Origin of the sequence: Tardiphaga sp., from assembly GCF_044340795.1 — a bacterium.
Lineage (GTDB): Bacteria > Pseudomonadota > Alphaproteobacteria > Rhizobiales > Xanthobacteraceae > Tardiphaga.
Map to the genome: position 1 here is coordinate 1 of NZ_JBIISY010000043.1, position 18,136 is coordinate 18,136.

The following is an 18,136-nucleotide window of genomic DNA, read 5'->3' on the forward strand; positions in this document are numbered from 1 at the left end:
GTTCCAAGTTCCTGACGTCCATCGCTGAGCGCCGGAGGCGAGAACTTGATAACCGCCTTGATTGTCAAGCGGGATACTAGAACGCCCATCGAGCCCAGTAGGACCTCACCTGCGAGCATCATCAGTCAAAGGTAGGGCAGGTTTCGGCGAACCCGTCTTAACCCGTCTTCAACAACGGCCACGCAGTCCTCGGGCGTTTGCTCGCCATCAAAGTTAGAAGTAGACACCACGAACGACGCGGGCGCTGCGCAGCGCCATCGGCCTCTACCGCAGCTTCAAGGTAGCTTCCGTGAATCCGAACGGGTTCGGACCTACCTTGAGGTAGCACCCGATAAGACCTGCCTCGCCCCAAAACACTGAGGACCACGGCAGTAACCCACGTTACCTTGGGACTGCGTGAACGCCCCAACTGGTTCAATCTGCAGGTGTCGCCGACGCGCAGAGGATCGATTGAAATCGCCATAGTTAAACAATTCTACGCATTCTCGGCGTCGCGTTCGTTCAGAGCGCGGATCGCGGCCTTGGCTTGACGGGTGCCGATGAGCGTGAAGCCATGGGCACGGCAGGCTTTCTTCACCGCTTCCGTCTTTCGATTCAAGGCTGCGGCCGCGCGATTAACCGTCGCGCCCTCGTCGGAGAGCTTCTTGAGCCGTGCAATATCGGTATCGGTCCAGCTACGACTGGTGACGTGCGGCATATGCCATCTCCATTCATTTAGGAGGTTGGAGGCCGGTCGAGTTTGCCCATCCTTCGGCGCGAGCCTCGGTCTCAATCTGTCTGACATGTTTCAAGACCCGGTCGCGCTCGACACCGGCAAGCATTTTTTCGGCGTCCCGGCGCAGCCGTTCTGCTCGGTCTACCAGAATTTCGCGTGTGCTTTTCTTCGATGAGAAGATGCCCGGTGTCATGCGCTTCCTCCCTGCGTCTATCGACCCGTTGGAACGCTGGCTTAAGGGCAGCTAAACAAAACATCACCCGAGCGGTCTGTTCGCCTCCTGACACTCATAATGAAACCTTCATTGTCACATAGCGTACCTTCTCAGAGAAGGAACACTGGGAGATGCGCCTGTTCTTAAAAACGACGTTCTCTGACAACGAGGTCGTTTCCGACCCTGATGGCGGCGACTATAGCGATCTCGCTGCTGCAACGCGGGATGGCCGCGAGGCTCTCAAGGAACTGGTAATTGAGGCAGTCCGGGCTGAAAGCGGGCGCATCCCCTTCATGATTGAAATTTGCGATAGCGCAGGGCGCATCCTGGCGACCGCAATGACAAAAGATGTCGTCCCAGCGATGTCGAGCTTGCCGAATATATGATGGCGGCCAGTTCCGCAGTGCGCCTTTTCTTGAGCGTTTCGTCCCCGGCGTACAGACAACGGTCATTTTTTCTGTTAGCTATCCAAGACGCATAGCGTCATTGGTGGAGACGCACGCTCCTGTCTGTTCGCAGATTAAGGAGAGTTGCGTGTCTCATCCCAATTTCATCCTCGCTGGATTGAGCGAGACCACCTTGGCCGCTGTTCGCAAGCAACTCGCCGTTGTGAAGCTGGAGCAGGGCCAACTCGTCGCCGAGACGCATCAGCAGATTCGTCGCGTTTATTTTCCCCACAGCGGCATGCTTTCCGTTGTGGTGGACCTCGTCGGCGGCGGGGGCATCGAAGCCGGCGTTATCGGCAAGGACGGCGTTTTTGGCGCGCTTCAAGCTTTGGACACCCAGATTTCGCTCAACCGTGTCGTGGTCCAGGTGCCCGGTGAGTCGTCGGTTATCGAACCGAAGGCACTGTCACGCCTTGCTTTGGAGCTGCCTGATCTGCGCGAGCCACTTATCCGGTACGAATTGTTTCTGCACGCGCAAGTCCAGCAAGCGGCTGCGTGCAATGCCACGCACAAAGTCCGGAGCCGGCTCGCGAGATGGCTGCTGAGGGTACAGGCGATCTGCGGTGACGAACTGCATTTAACTCAGGAGTTTCTCGCGCAGATGATCGGCGTCCGACGCCCGAGTGTAAATGACGTCGCGAAGGAACTCGCGGGGGCGGGGATAATCTCTTATCGTAGAGGGCAGATTCAAATCCTCGATACAGAAAAGCTCCGGGAATGGGCGTGTGAGTGCGAAGACGATCTTCGCGATCATTACCAGCACTTGTTTCATCCGTCCGAGTGAACGTATCTAGAGAGTATGCATAAATAGCGGTGGGACGGAGACCTGCATTGCCGCGCATATTCTTTTACGTGATTTACCCGCACACAACCGTGACAGACGATGAAGGTCATGAGTTCGTTGAGCTCGACGCCGCTATCGCCGAAGCTGAAACGGTCCTCAGAGAACGCTCGGCCCATGCAATCTTGGAGGCGGGTCGATCTTTACCGCAAGCCGTTTCTCTCCGCGACGAACAAGGCATCGTTTTTCATACAGTCACGCTGGCGGAAATTCTCGGTCGCGAATGAGATTGCTTAGATAGTGTCAGCAACCGAACAGATTGCGAGTTTTCGCAATCTGTAAAATGCGCGGGAAATGGAGTCATTTCATGCCCGCTCCGAACGTCAAATATCAAGTGCGTCCGCTACTAGGCACAACAGATTATGTCATTTGCGCATCATGGCCTGACGGCCAGGAAAAGCAGCTGATCGGGGTTTACATCTCCGAGATCGCGGCCGAGCGGGTTGCGGGTCAGTTCCGAAAGTCGTCACCGCCAGAAATCCGATCCCATCCCATTGTGGTTTTTCAATCCAATAACGTTTCGGCCAAGCAGTCTAAACGACCTGCCAATATCTGAAATTACCGGAACGAGACATTGAACTGCGGTTTGCTATGCGCGCCGGCAATCCGCGAAACTGTCGGCCGCGGGGACGGTCCCGTCCTTACTCAGCCCCCAGCCTTGGGGCGGGACCCGACTCCTCGCTGCTAGGATCGGCTAGGGGGCTGCAGGATGCGCTCGCGTCGAAAGCATCGAAATCCCGTACCCTGCATCCAACAGACTTCGCGAATCCTAAGTAGATTGGTTCGCCCACCATACTGCGGGCAGTTGGGCGCTTAGAGCTCCACCGTTACTGGCCCGTCCCGTGGTCCATCTCGATTTCTTTGGCGCGCTGTTGAAACTCGGCGGCCGCTGTTGATAAGCGAGACTTTGTCTCCTGTGCATGCGAGCCGTCAGCGAGTTTTTGCGCTCGCTTTGCCAGTTGGCGAAGCCTGCCTGGATCGGTTTCGGTCTCATGGCCCACCGGCAACACTCCCGGCAACTGCCATCGCCAAGGCATCGAGATCGATGACCCCGTTGACCCTGAATTCCTTACTCGTCTTGACGGACAGTTCTGATGGTTTGTCCGCCGCTTGCCTCTGCAGCTCAGCCTTGATGGCTTCGACAATCTGCTCTTCCAGCATCGCCCTACTCCTAGCCGAACACGCCCATAAACCATCCCACAACAGCCAGCAGCGGCACGATCGCGACGGCGATCATAATGATCGGCGATGGCTCGTTGCCTTCTTCATTTGCCTTGCTGTACTTCATAGATCACTCCGTCGGTCGGCGGCCGGTGCGAGGATTCAGTGCTGCTTGTCGGTAGCGCAGCAGCCCCCCGGGAACATCCACATGTCCAGCGCCTGGATGCGCTGCGTGGTCTGCGGGTTGCTTGCTGAGAGGAGCCACCGCGTCATAGGCCCCGCTTCGGGTGTCGCGGCCATCAGCGTGCATGTCATTTGCCATGGAAGTCTCCTTTAGTGGCGTCAATGATCGGTTGTTGGCCTCGTCCGAGGACCATATGCAGGGGCTGCCGGGGGCGCGAGCCATCGCGGAAAGCTACCGCCAGTCCTGCTTGCGGCGTTGCAACAGGTCTTCCGAACACGTTGGTCAACAATGAAAATCGCGAGCGTCAGGATCGCTCGACGTCCAGCTCAGGGTTGCCCAGAGCCGCCCGCGGCGGCGTAGACTTGTCCGGTAGCGTAGCTTGCGTCGGCGGCCGCGAGCTGCACGTAGATGGATGCAAGTTCGACCGGCTGGCCGGGACGGCCGAGCGGCGTCATGCCGCCGAACTTCTCGAGCTTTTCCATCGTCGCGCCTCCGGAGACCTGCAACGGTGTCCAGATCGGGCCGGGCGCGACGGCATTAACGCGGATGCCCTTTGGCGCAAGCTGCTTGGCAAGCGATTTCACGTAGTTGGTCGTCGCTGCCTTCGTCTGGGCGTAGTCGTAGAGCTCGGCCGACGGATCGATAGCCTGCTCCGACGACGTCCCGATGATCGCCGATCCCGGCTTGAGGTGCGGAAGCGCCGCTTTGATGATCCAGAAAGGCGCGTACACGTTAGTCTTCATGGTCGCATCGAAGTCTTCGGTGGAAACGTCCATGATCGATGCGCGCGTCTGCTGCCTTGCGGCATTGCTCACGACGATGTCGAGGCCGCCGAGCTCCGAAACCGCGCGTTCTACCAGATTGCGGCAGAAGGTTTCCTCCTTGAGGTCCCCAGGAATGCCGACGCCCTTGCGTCCTTCCGCCGCGATTAGCTTCAGCACTTCGTCGGCGTCTGGCTGCTCGGCGGGCAGAAAGTTGATCGCGACGTCCGCGCCCTCCCGGGCAAAGGCGATCGCGGCTGCGCGCCCCATGCCCGAGTCCCCTCCGGTGATCAGTGCCTTGCGGCCAGCCATCCGGCCCGACCCGCGATAGCTCGTCTCGCCGTGGTCGGGACGCGGATCCATATCTTGCGCAAGACCGGGCCACGGCTGGGACTGCCGCTTGAAGGGCGGCTTAGGGTAATTGTTGCGAGGGTCAATGAGGACGTTGGCCATCAGCGGTGCTCCTTGTGAACTCGCTGTCAAAGTGAAGGTCCCGAGACTGATCGCGGCGGCGCCCACCGTGAAGGCCCGTCTTGAGACATGATGTGGAGGACGGAGGAAAGGTGCCAAGCCGAAATCCTTTACAACTCCCGAGCCGGAAAGAGGGCACGCGAACTGGAATGGTTTTTCCACGCGTACCGATGCGTTGCTCTCGCGACGAGAAACCGGCAAAGCCGCTTCATAATCCCCGCTACGGCCGGTTGACAGCCGGTGCGTGCTGCATCGCCAATGGCGTCGATCCGGAAAGGTTTCGTGTAACGGTGAATCCTGTCGCGGCCCTGAACATGGCACCCGCCTCTAGGCCGAGTACGCCTTATCGCCGCGACAACCTCGGCTTCCCTAAAGGGCTTGGAGAAGAAGACGTGCCGCGCGGGCATTCGGCCTGCGGCAGAGGGGTAATGTCCCGACAGGAGGATGATTTCAATGGGCGGCCACCGCTTGCAGACAATCGCAGCGAGCTCCACGCCATCGATCTCCGCGGGCATTTCGATATCGCTCAATACGATACGGGTGTCCGGATGATCTTTTTTGATCTCGCTCACGCGGGAAGACCCCGCCGGGATCCTGTCTATGGGCGGAAGGGACCTCTCTCCGTACTATGGTCCAGAACGAGTTCAGCGGACGATTGAATTCGCCGAGACGGCAACATGGGATATCCTGTTTCTGTTGAGCCGGTCATTGGGGCGGTTGCCCGTTGGATGCGGAAACGCCTCCGTCGACCACAACATTGGCGCCGGTCATGAAGCTGGCGTCGTCGCTGGCGAGGAACGCGATTACCGCTGCAACTTCCTCGGGCTCACACACCCGGCCCAGCGGGATCCGCTCCGCGAATTTCGCCAGCAACTTGTCGTCGTCCATCATGTCGGCGGTCATGCCGGTACGGGTGAGGCTAGGGCATACGGCGTTGACGCGGACACCCTTCTTGCCGAGATCCATCGCAAGCGCGCGTGTTAGGTTGACGACGGCGCCTTTGGCAGCGTTGTAGGGGCTCATGCCCCAGTCGCCGCCGGTGCCGGAAACCGACGCCGTGTTCACGATGGAGCCCTTGGTCTTGGTCAGATGCGGGATGGCAGCCCGGCAGCCAAAGAACACGCCGTCGACGTCGGTCTCCATCACCTTACGCCACTGCCCGTCGGTTATCTCATCGGGGGCGCCACCTTCGTGGACGCCGGCATTGTTGATCATGACGTTTAGTCCGCCGAAATGCGCGACGACGGCGGACACCATCGCCGTCACCGCCGCAGAATCCGACACATCGAGCACGTGAAGCGTGGTCCGGTCTGGTGGCAAGCTCTTCGCAACGGATTCCAGGGGCGTCTGGTCGCGGTCGACCAACGCGACTTGCGCACCTTCGGCCGAAAAACGCCGCGCTGTCGCTGCGCCGATGCCCGACGCCGCGCCGGTTACGATCACTACCTTGTCCTTGAATCGGTCCGTCGTCATCCGGTCTCTCCGCATGGATTCGCTCAGGACAACGGCGAGGCCACGGAATGGGTCCGGACGGCGGCTGGTCAGCTACCGAGCGATCCAATCCAATCGGAGACGACGCGCGCGATGTCGGTCACGACCTCGCGGTCGGTCCGACCGCTGCGGGCCGGAACGTGAAAGCCGTGATCGGCGCCATCGACGCGATGCGCGGTGGCCAGTGATCGCCGCCGCTTGACGACACCGCGCAGCAGCGCCGGCTCCGCGAGTTTGTCTTGGGTGCCGTGGACGAACAGCATCGGGACTTGGACGTCTTTCAGGTGCTCGGCACGCGCAGTCGATGGTTTGCCCGACGGATGCAGCGGGAAGCCGAGGAAAACGAGGCCGACGACGCCGGTCAGCGGCTTTCCCGCCTGCGCCTGAGACGTCATACGTCCGCCAAAGGATTTGCCGCCAGCGACGATCGGCAGACCACGGCATCGCTGGCGGGCCTCGGCAACCGCTGCCCGGATCGCCGCATGCGCGGTGACGGGACTGTCCGGCCGCCGACCTCCTCGCTGCATGAATGGAAACTGGAAACGGAGCGTGGCGACGCCATGTCGGTATAAATCGGCAGCGACTTCCGCCATGAACGGGTGCGTCATGCCTGCGCCGGCGCCATGGGCTAAAACGAAGCATGCCCGCGCCTTTCGCGGTTTCATGAGCAGCGCCGACAGCGCCGGCATATCGCCGCCTTTGAGAGTGACCGGCGTTTCGGCTGGAGGCCGTGCCGTCATTTCGCCGCCGCCAGTGGATCGCGCCGATCTGCCTCCCAGCCGAACACCGAACGCCCGCCGAGGGACGCGGAAACCTCGAGTTCGCCACCGACGAACTCCTTGAGCGATGGGCCGGACGCCATCCGCTCGAGCTGCCGTGCCTGGTCGTCGAGCCGCTTCAGGGTGTCTAGTTCCTCGTCGCGGCCGAGCCGAGCATTTTGCACGGCCGACTTCAATACGCGGATGGTCTCGTCATAGACCTTGATGGGCACCGGGTAGGGATGGCGGTCCTTGCCGCCATGGGCGAGCGAAAAGCGTGCGGGATCGCGGAAGCGATAGGGGGCGCCGTGGACGACTTCCGCGACCATCGCGAGGGAGCGCACGGTGCGCGCGCCGACGCCCGGTGTCAGTAGCAGGTCCGGAAAGTCGAGCGGCCCGCGCTCGGCCGCCGCGGCAAGGGTGCCGTGCAGGCGCCGCGTGAAGACGTCGCTTGAGCGGACATCGTGATGCGCTGGCATGATCAGATGTGGTAGCGGCGGCTGCGCGGCCTGGCTGCCCGTCAACGCGGTGAATTCGTCGACGATGCCGTCGGCGCCGAGCGACGTCAGCAGGTCGAGTTGCGCGCTCCGCGACGGTGCAGCGCGCTGGTCGGTCAGATTAAAGACTTCGCCCTGCGGCCGCCCGTCGATGGCGCTGTGCGGCGCATCGACGAAGCTCTTCACGGTTTCGGAGTGCCAGTGATATCGGCGCGCCTGCTTGCTGTCTCCCTTCATGCCCTGTTGGACGACGGTCCAGCGGCCGTCGTCTGTGACGAAGAAGCCGTGCAGATAGAGGTCGAAGCCGTCCTGGACGGCGGCGCTATCGACCTTGGCGACCAGACGGCTGGCGCGCGTGAGGGCGACGGCATCGAAGCCGATGCGGTCGCCGAGCGCGCGGAGCTCATCGGGCGTCTTGCGCGAATGCTGACCACGGCCGCCGCAGACATGGATGCCGAGTTCGTGCTGCAGCGGCCCCAGACCACGCTTGAGGGCGCCGATGACGCTGGTGGTGATCCCGGACGAATGCCAGTCCATCCCCATCACCGCGCCGAACGATTGAAACCAGAAAGGATGCGACAGGCGGCGAAGGAATTCGTCACGGCCGTAATGGTGCACGATCGCCTGGGTCACGACCGCGCCGAGCGACGACATGCGGGTCGCCAGCCACGCCGGCACGCGGCCGCCGTGAAGGGGAAGATCAGCGCTGCCGGTTCGTTTCGCCATCAGCCGTCAAATATCCGATTTTGCGCCCTCGCGCGCCGCCCCCAGCAGCCGCTCGCTCGCCAGCAAACGGCTTCATCAGCGATGTTCCTTCGCGCGATCCAGGGCGGTGCGCAACTTGTCACGCTGTCTCTCCCAGCGCTGCTGTTCCGTATCCGCGCGCTTGTCGAGCTTCTCGCGTTCCGCCTCTAAGGCGGCACCCCGTGCGTCGTGCTCCTGTTCTGCGGCGTCGAGTGCTTGTTGCGCTTTGGCGATACGTGCTGATTGTCGTTCCCGCTGCTTCGCCTCAGCTATGTCCGCTCGGCGCTGCGCCTGGTCGCGCTTCCGCTGCTGGTCGAACGCTGCCGCCGCCGTGCGCGCCGCGGCCCCATCGGGCCTAACCGTTTTGCCTTCAGGCCGCCGCGCCGGCTCCTTTCGCTGCCTTGCCCGGGCGGGCCCTTCTACCAGGTCCTTTGGCAGGTCGCTTGTTACCCTGAACGCGCCATCTGTAGCAACAGGCCTTCGCAGCACCGTGCCAGGATGTGCAAGCGTCGCCGCGACAACCGCGGCATCTTCGACCTCCCTGGCGAAACCCTGATGAAATAGGTTGCTGTCGGCGCCCCAAATCTGCAGGGCGGCCTTCATGGATGGAGCAGCGACGGCGAGGTCGTAGAAGCCGATGGAGGTCTGGTAGGTCTTGAGCTTCCTGGCCATCAGTCGCGGACCGGGCGCATCAGGGGCCATCCGGATCTACGCAAGGACAATTGCTCCTAAAAGGCTCAACCTGCGGCAGTTAAGAGAACAGCGCGGCGGATGCTTCCCAAGCGCGGGAAAGACCTCGACGAGACCGGGGTCTTTCCCATCCGACGTCGGCTATCGAAGTTACTTCTTCTTGTTCAAGTTTTGCGCCATTTCGAGGTGATGCTGCAAGTGCGGAAGCGTCTTCCCAGCCCAATCCTTAAGCTTCGGATCTTCTCCGCCTTTCGCATATCGTTCGAACAGCGACACCGCGTCCTTGTGTGCGCTGACTTGCATCGACGCATAGTCGGCCGTGAAGTCTTCCGCCTTGGCGTCCTTGAGCTTGTTGACAATCTTCTGGTGCGTATCGTCCAGTGCTGCCGGGATTTCCGCTTTCACGCCGCCGCCGACCAGCGCTTTGAGCTCTTCCGATGTCTTGGTGTGGTCGGTAATCATCTGCCCGGCGAACGTCTTCGCGTCGGCGTCTCCGCGCTCCTGCGCCAGCTTGCTGGTGGCGATCTCGGTCATATCACTCATCGCAGCTTCCTTGACGAAATCGGCGGTGGTGGGCGCGACGCCGAGGACCGAATTTACGCCGGTCTTCTCTCCAAGGGATTGCGCCGAGGCGTTCGCGGCAAGGGCAAGAGACAGGATGGCGGCAGCGGCGAGGAGTGACTTTTTCATCGTGTGGCCTTCATAGGTGAATCAGCGGAAGCGCTGCAGCCCGCAAATATCCGAACTCGATCCATGTTCCACGGGCGGCCTGCGCTTGAGGGGAATGCCGCATCCGGGCTTGCGGTCACGTCCGGTCCGCGTCACGACTGCAGCGTCGAGGCACCTTGCGAGGACACACATGCGAGCGCTGGAGCTTTCCCATCCTTGGGGCACCGAGAGCCTGAAGATCGTCGAACATGCCGATCCCGCGCCCGGCAAAGGCGAGGTCGTGGTGAAGATGCGGACGATCTCGCTCAATTTCCGCGACACCGCCATCATTGCGAAGGGTGGCTACTCGGCAGGTGCGGTGGACGCCCCGCCGATCATTCCGTTTTCGGACGGTTGTGGGATCATCGCTGCGGTAGGCGAGGGTGTGCACCGCGTCGCCGTGGGCGACCGCGTCTCGACCTTGTTCTTTCCCAATTGGCATGCCGGCCCGCCGACGCCGGACAAGCGCGATGGACCGCTGGGGTCGCCCGGCGCACCCGGAGCGGCGAGGGAACTCGCTCTGTTTCCGGAAACGGCGGTTTCCAAAGTGCCCGACTATCTGACCGATGAAGAAGTGGCGACGCTTCCGTGTGCCGCTCTGACCGCATGGCGGGCGATGTTCGTGGACGCGCGCCTCGAGCCCGGCGACAGCGTGGTGCTGCAGGGAACGGGCGGCGTTTCGATCTTCGGCCTGCAATTCGCGAAGGCTGCGGGGCTGCGGACGATCATCGAACTGACCGGCGGTCGCGGCGCCGACTTCATTATGGAAGTCGGAGGAGCGGGTACGTTGATCGAAAGCCTGAAGTCCGTCCGCATGGCGGGACATATCGCGGTTATCGGCATACTGACCGATGCGAGTGCCCCACCGGCGAAACTGTCCGCTTCGGTGATGATCGCAACCGCGGCGAAGGTGCAAGGCCTGTCCGTCGGCTCTCGGGAGATGTTCGAGGCGATGTGCCGGGCATTGACCCTGCATCGCATCCGGCCGGTGGTCGACCGTGTGCTCCCATGGACCGATGCTCGTCTCGCCGTCGAGGAAATGGCGCGCGGCAGCCATTTCGGCAAGATCGTGCTGACCTTCGATAGCTGACGTTGCTTAAGCATTCAGATGAGCACTACAAGTCGGAACGCGCATCAACGGAGCCGCTCTTTCTCGTCGGGAGTTGTTTCGGGACGCCATTCCCAACCGCCAGCTTTATATTCATAGAACCCAACGAGCTGTCCTTCAGTGTCGCTTCCAGGCGCTATGACCGGCACACTGTTGCTAGGCGCGCTCAGTTTCTCGCCAGCCTTTGGCCCGTTCACGCAGCGGCCAGCGTAGTTCTCTGCCATCACAATTTCCGGTCTTTTGCCGACACGAACATGTTTCACGCAAGTCTGTCGCGTGGATTCGAGGGTTTAGAAAGTACAGGTATAAAAGGCCCTGCCGAAATGGGGCACACGCCGAGAACAGGTTAGATTGCCACGCGTACCGATGCGTTGCTGTCGCGACGAGAAACCGGCAAAACCGCCGCGTCCATCATCCCCGTTATGGCCGGTTGACACCCGGCGTGTGCTGCCTCGGCAATAGCGCTGATGTGGAAAAGTTTCAGGCGAACGCCCTAATCGCGGAGATGACCTCTCGAGGCGCGCTGAGATGCGGACAGTGGCCGGTAGCCTTCATGACGGTCATCGTGCTGTCTGGGATGGCTTGATGGACGTAAGCGCCCGCTTCAAGCGGAGCGATCGCATCTTCCGAGCACTGCAGGATCAGCGAGGGGCGGGAAACGTTCGGTAAATCGGCTCGGCTGTCGGACGTGAAGGTGATGCGTGCAAATTCCTTCGCGATCTCAGGATTCATGCGGCAGATGCTGTCGCTGAGTTCTTCGGCGAGATGAGGGCGGTCCGGATTGCCGACGATCGCCGGTGCCATCGCCGCGGCCCAGTCGGTGTAGTGGCTTTCAAGAAGTTTCAGAAGCTCGTCGATGCGGTCCTGCGAGAAGCCTCCGATGTATCCGACGTCATCGATGTAGCGCGCCGATGGTCCGATAAGAACGAGGCGTCCGAACATCGCCGGAGCCGCGACCGATGCAAGCACCGCGATCATCGCGCTGACCGAATGAGCGACCAGCACGGCGTCCCTGAGCCCTAAAATGTCTCCGATCTCGTTGAGGTCGGCCGCGTATCCGTCGAGAGACGCGTATTTCTCGGCGCTGTACGCCGAGAGGTCGGGTTTGCCCGAACCCACATGATCGAAGAGGACGACCTTGAAGTCGTTCTCGAACTGCGGGGCCACGAACCGCCACATCTGCTGATCGCAACCGAACCCGTGCGCGAAGACCATCGCCGTGTCGCCGCGGCCGGACCGATGCACGTTGTTGCGGCGTATGACGGCAGTCCTGCGGTGCCGCTCCCCGGACAGGTATTGCTCACCCTTCTCGTCGATCATGCGGAAGCCGCTTCCTCGCTGAGATAGAGACCCGCAAGCGCGATCCAGACGCCCGGTGCCCACCGATGTTCGACGGCCCAGCCATCCCCGCATTCGGATTCCTTGACCCTCAGCACACGATGCAAACAGACCTCCAACCATTACGGAGGGCGCTCGACCTTCGCGGATGGGGGAAGACGAGGGGTTGGGTTGCAGGGATCGAGACCATGAATAGCAATCGCGTACGAGAGGATCGTCGTGGGCCGGACCGAAACGAACTACCAAAATGCATTCCAGTCCATACTCCGGGAGAGACCCGTTGGTTCCTTGAAGCTCGGCCCATCAGCGGCCAGCTTCACCCTCACTATTGAGGCGCTTTCATCCGACCGCTTGGTCGGCGGCTTCGCGGGCCTTCTCGCCGGTCCGGCGGACCGATTTCTCGCCGGCCTTTTCCGCGGTGGCCCGCGCTTCGCATTTGGTCCTAATGTCCTCGAGCTCCTCGTCGGTCAGATGTTCGATGCCAACGAACGAGTTGTGCGCCGCACTTGTTCGGATGAGCTCATCGAGCTTGACCTGGATGGCGGCGCCGTCCCGGTTCTGCGAATTCTGAATGAGGAAGACCATGAGGAACGTCACGATGGTCGTCCCGGTGTTGATGACAAGTTGCCACGTGTCGGAGTAGCCGGAAAGCGGCCCGGTCACGGCCCAAATGGTGACGATGGCAGACGCGATAGCAAAAGTAGACGCCCGCCCCGCCAACAGCGATGTCTTGTTCGCCACGTCGCCGAAAAGTCGGGCGAGGCCTCGTTGCTGATCCGTCTTCCTCTGCATTGCGTTCTTTCTCCGGTGCGACATTCCACCACACGCAGCCAATTCCGGGAAGGTAATTTTTAACTGACGTATGTCGCCCATCCGACCGAAGACGTCGGCAGACCTAGTGTAGCGAAGAGGCTTTGCGGAGACAGGATGCCTATCACCAAGCCTTGGACCACTGAGGACATAGCGAAACTTGAGAAGTTGGCTGACGAAGGAGCGACATTGATGCGGGCGAGTGCCGCGCTGCGCAGACCGTCGTCGACGGTCCAAAAGAAAGCGCGCGAGCTCGGAAAGCCACTCCCGGGAGTCCGGAAAGTGCGGGCGGATCTCCGGGCGACCGGCGCGTTGGAGGAAAAGCAAAAGTAATCCCGGGTGGAAATTCCAAGATTGATCGCAACCTAAGGCAGATGCAATCTGAGGTATGGATCCGGAGGTTTGCGTGAAATCCACCATCCACAAGCGTTCCCTGGAGATCGCGGGGCACAAAACCAGCGTCAGCCTGGAGGACGAATTCTGGTCAGCGCTGAAGGAAATTGCGCGGAACGAGGGCGTAACCGTCTTTGATCTGACGACCAGGATCGATAACGGAAGAGCGCCGAAATCAAACCTTTCGTCCGCTATCAGGCTTTTCGTTCTCGACCACTACATTCGAAGGCAATTTCCGCCAGGGGTCGCCACTCTTCCGGATGAGCGGAACGCGCCGCGTGACTAGGAGGCGTCGGATCGCTGCAGGCTCGGACGAGCAAGATGTTTGCCGAAGTGCAGCACGTCGCGAGGTTGGCAGCGGGACCGGGACAGTCCGCACGTGTTCACCTCTGATTTAAGCGTAGGCCGCAGATGTTTTACGCTTCGACGGGACGATATCGGTGGCTTCCGCCGGACGAAGTGTAGAGATCGAGCGCAAGCCGGTGAGCGGATTGCAGATGATCGACGACGGTGGGGTCGGCGATCTTGTCCGACTGAATCAGCGCGGCGCCGAGATGCCCGACGAGATCGAGCAATGCCTCCGGACCGAGCCTGGCAGCGTTCAGCTCGGGCGCGATGGATGGGCTAAGGTCTGTCATCGCTTCAGCCGCAGCGGCAATTGGCGTTCTGGATGAACATGACGATGGACGAGATCCTCCAGCCAGGCGGGCACGTCTTCGTAGGCGAGATCGCACCGTTCCAGAGTCTCGCGGGCGATGTCGGCGGTGACATCCCGCGACCAGTTCTCGGTGGTGTTGAAAGCTATGACGCAGAGGGGGTCGGAATATTCGCCGCGCATCAGGTCGGCGATGACGGTCTCAAGATCGGTGCCGTTGACGTCGGCTTCCCGCCAGACACAGCCGCCGGGACCGTGGCAGTCGACAACGAGGTACACGGTATCGTGGACGCCGGCCGGCACCACGGATGGGCTCCATCCTGAACACATGACGCTACTCCGCAACTGAACGGCGGATTCAAGAGACGCCCGGATGATTGGTTCCGCCGCACAGTTATAGCGCCGCGATCGGATCTGCGCATTGGACGTCGCCTTTTTTTCGGGAACGGGTGGCCTCACGTTTCATTGCACTCGGAGAACGATGGGAGGCACCATGGACGATCATCGCGTTTGGGTATTCGAAGAAGGGCTTTGGACCGGTGATGCCGCGCATTATCGCGACGCTATCGACGACGAATGCCTCATGGTGCTGCCAGCGGCTCCGTTCGTCATGACGGGCCGGCAAGCCATCGACGCGGTGTCCGATACGCCCCGATGGTCGAAGGTCGCTCTGTCGGAGCGCCAGATCATGCGGCCCCAGGAAGGATTGATCGTCGTGGCGTACAAGGCCGTGGCGGCAAGGGATCGATCCGTCTACGAAGCCTACTGCACCTCGACGTATCGGCGACTTTCGCACGAAAAATGGCACGTGGTGCAGCATCAGCAGACGCTTCCGCCTCCCGCAAAGACTTGAGAATCGACCGCGAGATGGTCGCTCCGACCCTGAACAGCGCCTTGGACCGGCTTTCGCCAAGTGAGGCACTGAACGGCCCTGGGGCGACTGTCGCCTGCTTCGCGCCAAGCCGTCGCAGTCTGAGCGATTTGGCATACAGGAACGGTTCTCGCACCCGCATGTTCTCGGTGCTCACCGTCTCAACCGGGAGAAGACATTGTCAGAGAAGAGATCAACCCGCCGCGCCGTTCTCGGGACCACGGCTGTCGGCCTTGCGACCTTAGCACTCTCGAACAAGGAGACGACCGCGCAGCAGGTTCCGCATCTCGAAACGGCGGCACTGCGCGATCCGCGCGCCAAATATCGGAAGGAGCCCTTCCCGGAGCAGAAGCAGCCGTGGCCAGCTCTGGCGAGCAAGATGGACCCGCCGCCGGATCACGGCGAGAAATCTTACAAGGGCTCGGGACGGCTCGCAGGCCGCAAGGCACTGGTGACCGGAGGGGACAGCGGCATCGGCCGCGCCGCGGCGATCGCCTTTGCCCGGGAGGGCGCCGATGTCGCCATCAACTATTTCCCGACAGAAGAGCCCGATGCGAAGGAAGTCGTCGACTTGATCCGGAGTGCGGGACGCAAGGCCGTGGCTCTTCCGGCCGACATCCGGACGCTGGAGGCGTGCGAGAAGCTTGTCGCCGACGCGGTCGAGGGTTTGGGTGGTCTCGACATCCTCGTCAACAACGCAGCCTATCAGCAGAGCAAAAAGGACATCAGCGAAATCACCGACGAGCAGTTGGTGCGCACCTACGAAACCAACATCTTCGCGCCGTTCCGCATCAGCAAGGTAGCGATACCCTATCTGAAGCCAGGCTCCGTGATCATCAACACGGGGTCGGTGAATTCGTACGACCCGGAGATCGAGCTGCTGGACTACGCGTCGACCAAGGGGGCCATTCTCATCTTCACCAAAGGGCTGGCAAAGCAGCTTGCCGGGAAGGGCATTCGCGTGAACATGGTCGCGCCGGGTCCGATCTGGACTCCGCTGCAGGTCGCCGGCGGTCAACTGCCGGGCGATATGACGAAGTTCGGTCAGAACACGCCACTCGGTCGGGCGGGACAGCCTGCGGAGTTGGCGCCGTTGTACGTGATGCTTGCGTCGGATGAGGCCAGCTTCACGACCGGCACGGCCGTCGGCGCAAACGGAGGCAAAGGCAGCCCGTAAGCTGCTCGACGCCGCACCACGGTTGGAAGCGCTGCCAAGGAAGCCGATGCGCGATCAGGTTCAGGAACCGAGTTGAAGGCAGGTAATTAGAAAACGACGACAGATAAGGAGTTTGCCGTGCCAAATGTCACCGATGCTCAAATCCGAGAACACGCGCACAAACTTTGGGAAAGAGAAGGAAGACCCGAAGGACGATCCGAGGAGTTTTGGCATCAAGCGAAAAATGAGTTGGAGGCGGATGAACCCGGCAACGAGGAGCAAACACCTCAACCCATGCCGGAATGAAGCCTGATGGTTGCCGCGGGACGGCAGCGCCGCGAATTGTCCGCGAACTATGGAGCTTTTCCGGCTCTCCGTCGTAGCCGTCCCGCGACAAGAGAGCTTGTTCGCGTCGAGACATCTGTCATGAGGGAGGACTGAATGCCGGATACCAGAGGCGAACGGGTCACGGCGACGCCGACCGAAGCCCGACAAGCGGAGCGGGGACCATCCGTGCGCAATGTCCTCGTGATCAGCGTTGTGCTGGCTCTCGTTGCGATGGTCGCTCTCTGGCTACAGTTCTTCAAAACCTGATTTGGACGGCTCAACGAAGATAGCGCGCGCCTCCCGATCCGTAGCGCTGATCAAAGCGGCACGATGCTTTGCGAGAGAACGTCGATCTTCTCTTGCGTGACATCGACAACGGCTCTGTTTTCCAAGGAGAACCAAAAATGACCAAGACGCTCGCCGATATCGCACAGGACATGGCCGGTATCGACATCGCCATTCTCTCGACGCACACCGAGAACGGCGAGATCGCCAACCGGCCCATGAGCAACAACGGTGACGTGGCCTATGACGGCACGTCGTACTATTTCAGCTACGAGCAGGCGCGTGCCGTATCCGATATCCAGCGCGATCCCAAGGTGGCGCTCGGTTTCTCGTCGGAGGCGGGCCTCTTCTCCAAGGGCATCTACGTGGCGGTCGAGGGAACGGCCGAACTCATTCGGGACAAGGCGGCCTTCCAACAGCATTGGACCAGCGATCTCGACAAGTGGTTCGACAAGGGCGTCGATACGCCGGGCATCGTCCTGATCAAGGTCAAGGCGAAACGCGTGACCTACTGGAAGGGGCGTGACGAGGGCGAGGTCAAGCTCTGACCGTTCCAGAGGCCCTGCGGTGGTTCTTTTGCGATCGTAGAACCGATGCAATCACGATCATTCAAGCGCCCAACCTGGTGCTGTGGATCGTGATTGCCGCGGGCATATTGCTTTTGCTGTGGCCACAGAACGGCGCGTTGACGGTCATCATGAAGGGAGGCCTGCTGGTCTGGAGTGCCGACGAGATGGCGCGAGGCGTCAATCCGTGGCGCCGATGTCTCGGATTCGCCGTTGCGGCCTATGAACTTTCCACCTTCCTGTAAGTGCATGCGAGTTTATCATGTTCGAAGCCGTCATTTTGGACGTGGATGGAACGCTGCTGGACTCGGTCGATCTGCATGCACTCGCCTGGTATGAAGCCTTGGTGAAGTTCGGTCATGACGTCAGCTTGGAGCGGGCCAGATCTCAGATTGGCAAAGGCGGCGACAAGCTCATTCCCATGTTCTTGTCGGCCGATGAGCAGCGCGACCATGGGAAGGAGCTCGAGGATTGGCGGGGCAAGCGTTTCAAGTCCGAATACCTGCCGCTGCTACGTCCATTCTCTGCTGTCCCCGATCTTCTCAGACGCGTTCACGAGGCAGGCCTGCACGTCGCTGTCGGATCGTCCGCCAAAAGCGACGAGCTGGAAACCTATCTCGAGATTGCCGGGATCGCTGATCTGATCGACGTCAAAGCGTCGTCCGAGGACGCGGATAGGTCGAAGCCATCGGCGGACATTTTCGAAGTTGTTCTTCAGAAGCTGGATATGCAGGGGCCGGACGCGGTCGCCATCGGCGACACGCCCTATGACGCCGAGGCCGCCGTCAAGGCGAAGATCACGCCGGTCGGTGTGTTGAGCGGCGGCTTCACGGAAGCTTCGCTCAGGCAGGCCGGATGCGTCACGGTCTATGCCGGCCCCGCGGCCTTGTTCGCAGGGTTCGCACAATCGGTAATCGTGACACCGTAGTGCCCCCGCGCCGCCATT

Annotated in this window: 27 protein-coding genes; 13 read left to right on the top strand and 14 right to left on the bottom strand. The window is 61.1% G+C overall.

What is annotated here, in order from left to right; all coding sequences use genetic code 11:
* Positions 1 to 475 precede the first annotated feature (475 nt).
* Positions 476 to 697, bottom strand: coding sequence for a hypothetical protein (locus tag ACIQ17_RS09580; protein WP_398467810.1), 222 nt, complete (start codon positions 695 to 697; stop codon positions 476 to 478).
* Positions 698 to 710: 13 nt separating this feature from the next.
* Positions 711 to 908 (bottom strand): hypothetical protein, encoded by a 198-nt coding sequence (locus ACIQ17_RS09585; protein WP_398467812.1) that lies wholly within the window; start codon positions 906 to 908, stop codon positions 711 to 713.
* A gap of 152 nt (positions 909 to 1,060) precedes the next feature.
* On the opposite strand from ACIQ17_RS09585, the gene ACIQ17_RS09590 reads away from it, so the two are divergent.
* The 4 genes from ACIQ17_RS09590 (at position 1,061) to ACIQ17_RS09605 (ending at position 2,772) form a co-directional block, all read left to right on the top strand.
* Entirely contained in the window at positions 1,061 to 1,315 is a 255-nt protein-coding gene (locus ACIQ17_RS09590; protein ID WP_398467814.1) for a DUF6894 family protein, read from the top strand.
* A gap of 148 nt (positions 1,316 to 1,463) precedes the next feature.
* Positions 1,464 to 2,159, top strand: a complete 696-nt coding sequence (locus ACIQ17_RS09595) for a Crp/Fnr family transcriptional regulator (protein ID WP_398467816.1) — start codon at positions 1,464 to 1,466, stop codon at positions 2,157 to 2,159.
* Positions 2,160 to 2,206: 47 nt separating this feature from the next.
* Positions 2,207 to 2,443 (top strand): DUF6894 family protein, encoded by a 237-nt coding sequence (locus tag ACIQ17_RS09600; RefSeq protein WP_398467818.1) that lies wholly within the window; start codon positions 2,207 to 2,209, stop codon positions 2,441 to 2,443.
* Between the two features lie 80 nt (positions 2,444 to 2,523).
* The gene (locus ACIQ17_RS09605) at positions 2,524 to 2,772 is read left to right on the top strand and encodes a hypothetical protein (RefSeq protein ID WP_398467820.1); all 249 of its coding nucleotides are present in this window, start codon (positions 2,524 to 2,526) and stop codon (positions 2,770 to 2,772) included.
* Positions 2,773 to 3,206: 434 nt separating this feature from the next.
* Here the strand turns inward: ACIQ17_RS09605 and ACIQ17_RS09610 are convergent, their stop codons facing one another.
* The 8 genes from ACIQ17_RS09610 to ACIQ17_RS09645 all read right to left on the bottom strand — a co-directional run bounded on the left by ACIQ17_RS09610 (position 3,207) and on the right by ACIQ17_RS09645 (position 9,663).
* Positions 3,207 to 3,377, bottom strand: coding sequence for a hypothetical protein (locus ACIQ17_RS09610; RefSeq protein ID WP_398467822.1), 171 nt, complete (start codon positions 3,375 to 3,377; stop codon positions 3,207 to 3,209).
* 510 nt (positions 3,378 to 3,887) lie between these two features.
* On the bottom strand, positions 3,888 to 4,775 hold the full coding sequence (locus ACIQ17_RS09615) for an SDR family oxidoreductase (RefSeq protein WP_398467823.1): 888 nt from the start codon (positions 4,773 to 4,775) through the stop codon (positions 3,888 to 3,890).
* A 128-nt stretch (positions 4,776 to 4,903) separates the two neighbouring features.
* The gene (locus ACIQ17_RS09620) at positions 4,904 to 5,365 is read right to left on the bottom strand and encodes a hypothetical protein (protein WP_398467825.1); all 462 of its coding nucleotides are present in this window, start codon (positions 5,363 to 5,365) and stop codon (positions 4,904 to 4,906) included.
* Between the two features lie 133 nt (positions 5,366 to 5,498).
* Positions 5,499 to 6,266, bottom strand: coding sequence for an SDR family NAD(P)-dependent oxidoreductase (locus tag ACIQ17_RS09625; RefSeq protein ID WP_398467827.1), 768 nt, complete (start codon positions 6,264 to 6,266; stop codon positions 5,499 to 5,501).
* Positions 6,267 to 6,334: 68 nt separating this feature from the next.
* Positions 6,335 to 7,024 carry an alpha/beta family hydrolase gene (locus ACIQ17_RS09630; protein ID WP_398467829.1) on the bottom strand — a complete coding sequence of 230 codons (690 nt, stop codon included), beginning with the start codon at positions 7,022 to 7,024 and terminating at the stop codon, positions 6,335 to 6,337.
* On the bottom strand, positions 7,021 to 8,265 hold the full coding sequence (locus ACIQ17_RS09635; protein ID WP_398467831.1) for a DUF763 domain-containing protein: 1,245 nt from the start codon (positions 8,263 to 8,265) through the stop codon (positions 7,021 to 7,023). The genes ACIQ17_RS09630 and ACIQ17_RS09635 overlap by 4 nt, the downstream gene beginning before the upstream one ends.
* Positions 8,266 to 8,340: 75 nt before the next feature.
* On the bottom strand, positions 8,341 to 8,955 hold the full coding sequence (locus ACIQ17_RS09640) for a cell envelope biogenesis protein TolA (RefSeq protein WP_398467833.1): 615 nt from the start codon (positions 8,953 to 8,955) through the stop codon (positions 8,341 to 8,343).
* 168 nt (positions 8,956 to 9,123) lie between these two features.
* Entirely contained in the window at positions 9,124 to 9,663 is a 540-nt protein-coding gene (locus ACIQ17_RS09645; RefSeq protein WP_398467835.1) for a DUF4142 domain-containing protein, read from the bottom strand.
* 169 nt (positions 9,664 to 9,832) lie between these two features.
* Here ACIQ17_RS09645 and ACIQ17_RS09650 point away from each other — a divergent pair, with 169 nt between their 5' ends.
* Positions 9,833 to 10,771, top strand: coding sequence for an NAD(P)-dependent alcohol dehydrogenase (locus ACIQ17_RS09650; protein WP_398467837.1), 939 nt, complete (start codon positions 9,833 to 9,835; stop codon positions 10,769 to 10,771).
* A gap of 498 nt (positions 10,772 to 11,269) precedes the next feature.
* Here ACIQ17_RS09650 and ACIQ17_RS09655 read toward each other — a convergent pair whose 3' ends face one another.
* A complete protein-coding gene (locus ACIQ17_RS09655; protein WP_398467839.1) occupies positions 11,270 to 12,109 on the bottom strand; it encodes an alpha/beta fold hydrolase in 840 nt (279 codons plus the stop codon).
* A 357-nt stretch (positions 12,110 to 12,466) separates the two neighbouring features.
* A complete protein-coding gene (locus tag ACIQ17_RS09660; RefSeq protein ID WP_398467841.1) occupies positions 12,467 to 12,919 on the bottom strand; it encodes a low affinity iron permease family protein in 453 nt (150 codons plus the stop codon).
* Positions 12,920 to 13,343: 424 nt separating this feature from the next.
* On the opposite strand from ACIQ17_RS09660, the gene ACIQ17_RS09665 reads away from it, so the two are divergent.
* Positions 13,344 to 13,616 (top strand): ribbon-helix-helix domain-containing protein, encoded by a 273-nt coding sequence (locus ACIQ17_RS09665; RefSeq protein ID WP_398467843.1) that lies wholly within the window; start codon positions 13,344 to 13,346, stop codon positions 13,614 to 13,616.
* A gap of 130 nt (positions 13,617 to 13,746) precedes the next feature.
* Here the strand turns inward: ACIQ17_RS09665 and ACIQ17_RS09670 are convergent, their stop codons facing one another.
* The gene (locus ACIQ17_RS09670) at positions 13,747 to 13,968 is read right to left on the bottom strand and encodes a hypothetical protein (RefSeq protein ID WP_398467845.1); all 222 of its coding nucleotides are present in this window, start codon (positions 13,966 to 13,968) and stop codon (positions 13,747 to 13,749) included.
* Positions 13,965 to 14,291 (bottom strand): hypothetical protein, encoded by a 327-nt coding sequence (locus ACIQ17_RS09675; RefSeq protein WP_398467847.1) that lies wholly within the window; start codon positions 14,289 to 14,291, stop codon positions 13,965 to 13,967. Before ACIQ17_RS09675 ends, ACIQ17_RS09670 begins: the two co-directional genes overlap by 4 nt.
* Before the next feature lie 187 nt (positions 14,292 to 14,478).
* On the opposite strand from ACIQ17_RS09675, the gene ACIQ17_RS09680 reads away from it, so the two are divergent.
* The 7 genes from ACIQ17_RS09680 to ACIQ17_RS09710 all read left to right on the top strand — a co-directional run bounded on the left by ACIQ17_RS09680 (position 14,479) and on the right by ACIQ17_RS09710 (position 18,118).
* The gene (locus ACIQ17_RS09680; protein ID WP_398467849.1) at positions 14,479 to 14,838 is read left to right on the top strand and encodes a DUF4440 domain-containing protein; all 360 of its coding nucleotides are present in this window, start codon (positions 14,479 to 14,481) and stop codon (positions 14,836 to 14,838) included.
* A 196-nt stretch (positions 14,839 to 15,034) separates the two neighbouring features.
* Positions 15,035 to 16,033, top strand: a complete 999-nt coding sequence (locus ACIQ17_RS09685) for an SDR family oxidoreductase (RefSeq protein ID WP_398467851.1) — start codon at positions 15,035 to 15,037, stop codon at positions 16,031 to 16,033.
* Positions 16,034 to 16,150: 117 nt separating this feature from the next.
* Positions 16,151 to 16,318, top strand: coding sequence for a DUF2934 domain-containing protein (locus ACIQ17_RS09690; protein WP_398467853.1), 168 nt, complete (start codon positions 16,151 to 16,153; stop codon positions 16,316 to 16,318).
* 135 nt (positions 16,319 to 16,453) lie between these two features.
* Positions 16,454 to 16,606 (top strand): hypothetical protein, encoded by a 153-nt coding sequence (locus tag ACIQ17_RS09695; RefSeq protein ID WP_398467855.1) that lies wholly within the window; start codon positions 16,454 to 16,456, stop codon positions 16,604 to 16,606.
* A gap of 137 nt (positions 16,607 to 16,743) precedes the next feature.
* On the top strand, positions 16,744 to 17,172 hold the full coding sequence (locus ACIQ17_RS09700; RefSeq protein ID WP_398467857.1) for a pyridoxamine 5'-phosphate oxidase family protein: 429 nt from the start codon (positions 16,744 to 16,746) through the stop codon (positions 17,170 to 17,172).
* 77 nt (positions 17,173 to 17,249) lie between these two features.
* Positions 17,250 to 17,435: a hypothetical protein gene (locus ACIQ17_RS09705; RefSeq protein ID WP_398467859.1), complete on the top strand. Its 186-nt coding sequence runs from the start codon at positions 17,250 to 17,252 to the stop codon at positions 17,433 to 17,435.
* Between the two features lie 17 nt (positions 17,436 to 17,452).
* Positions 17,453 to 18,118, top strand: coding sequence for an HAD family hydrolase (locus tag ACIQ17_RS09710; RefSeq protein WP_398467861.1), 666 nt, complete (start codon positions 17,453 to 17,455; stop codon positions 18,116 to 18,118).
* Positions 18,119 to 18,136: the final 18 nt, after the last annotated feature.

Coding starts and splice junctions, on each gene's coding strand:
- ACIQ17_RS09580 (WP_398467810.1), bottom strand. CDS start 697: ATGCCGCACGTCACCAGTCGTAGCTGGACCGATACCGATATTGCACGG.
- ACIQ17_RS09585 (WP_398467812.1), bottom strand. CDS start 908: ATGACACCGGGCATCTTCTCATCGAAGAAAAGCACACGCGAAATTCTG.
- ACIQ17_RS09590 (WP_398467814.1), top strand. CDS start 1,061: ATGCGCCTGTTCTTAAAAACGACGTTCTCTGACAACGAGGTCGTTTCC.
- ACIQ17_RS09605 (WP_398467820.1), top strand. CDS start 2,524: ATGCCCGCTCCGAACGTCAAATATCAAGTGCGTCCGCTACTAGGCACA.
- ACIQ17_RS09610 (WP_398467822.1), bottom strand. CDS start 3,377: ATGCTGGAAGAGCAGATTGTCGAAGCCATCAAGGCTGAGCTGCAGAGG.
- ACIQ17_RS09615 (WP_398467823.1), bottom strand. CDS start 4,775: ATGGCCAACGTCCTCATTGACCCTCGCAACAATTACCCTAAGCCGCCC.
- ACIQ17_RS09625 (WP_398467827.1), bottom strand. CDS start 6,266: ATGACGACGGACCGATTCAAGGACAAGGTAGTGATCGTAACCGGCGCG.
- ACIQ17_RS09630 (WP_398467829.1), bottom strand. CDS start 7,024: ATGACGGCACGGCCTCCAGCCGAAACGCCGGTCACTCTCAAAGGCGGC.
- ACIQ17_RS09635 (WP_398467831.1), bottom strand. CDS start 8,265: ATGGCGAAACGAACCGGCAGCGCTGATCTTCCCCTTCACGGCGGCCGC.
- ACIQ17_RS09640 (WP_398467833.1), bottom strand. CDS start 8,955: ATGGCCAGGAAGCTCAAGACCTACCAGACCTCCATCGGCTTCTACGAC.
- ACIQ17_RS09645 (WP_398467835.1), bottom strand. CDS start 9,663: ATGAAAAAGTCACTCCTCGCCGCTGCCGCCATCCTGTCTCTTGCCCTT.
- ACIQ17_RS09650 (WP_398467837.1), top strand. CDS start 9,833: ATGCGAGCGCTGGAGCTTTCCCATCCTTGGGGCACCGAGAGCCTGAAG.
- ACIQ17_RS09655 (WP_398467839.1), bottom strand. CDS start 12,109: ATGATCGACGAGAAGGGTGAGCAATACCTGTCCGGGGAGCGGCACCGC.
- ACIQ17_RS09660 (WP_398467841.1), bottom strand. CDS start 12,919: ATGCAGAGGAAGACGGATCAGCAACGAGGCCTCGCCCGACTTTTCGGC.
- ACIQ17_RS09670 (WP_398467845.1), bottom strand. CDS start 13,968: ATGACAGACCTTAGCCCATCCATCGCGCCCGAGCTGAACGCTGCCAGG.
- ACIQ17_RS09680 (WP_398467849.1), top strand. CDS start 14,479: ATGGACGATCATCGCGTTTGGGTATTCGAAGAAGGGCTTTGGACCGGT.
- ACIQ17_RS09695 (WP_398467855.1), top strand. CDS start 16,454: ATGCCGGATACCAGAGGCGAACGGGTCACGGCGACGCCGACCGAAGCC.
- ACIQ17_RS09700 (WP_398467857.1), top strand. CDS start 16,744: ATGACCAAGACGCTCGCCGATATCGCACAGGACATGGCCGGTATCGAC.
- ACIQ17_RS09710 (WP_398467861.1), top strand. CDS start 17,453: ATGTTCGAAGCCGTCATTTTGGACGTGGATGGAACGCTGCTGGACTCG.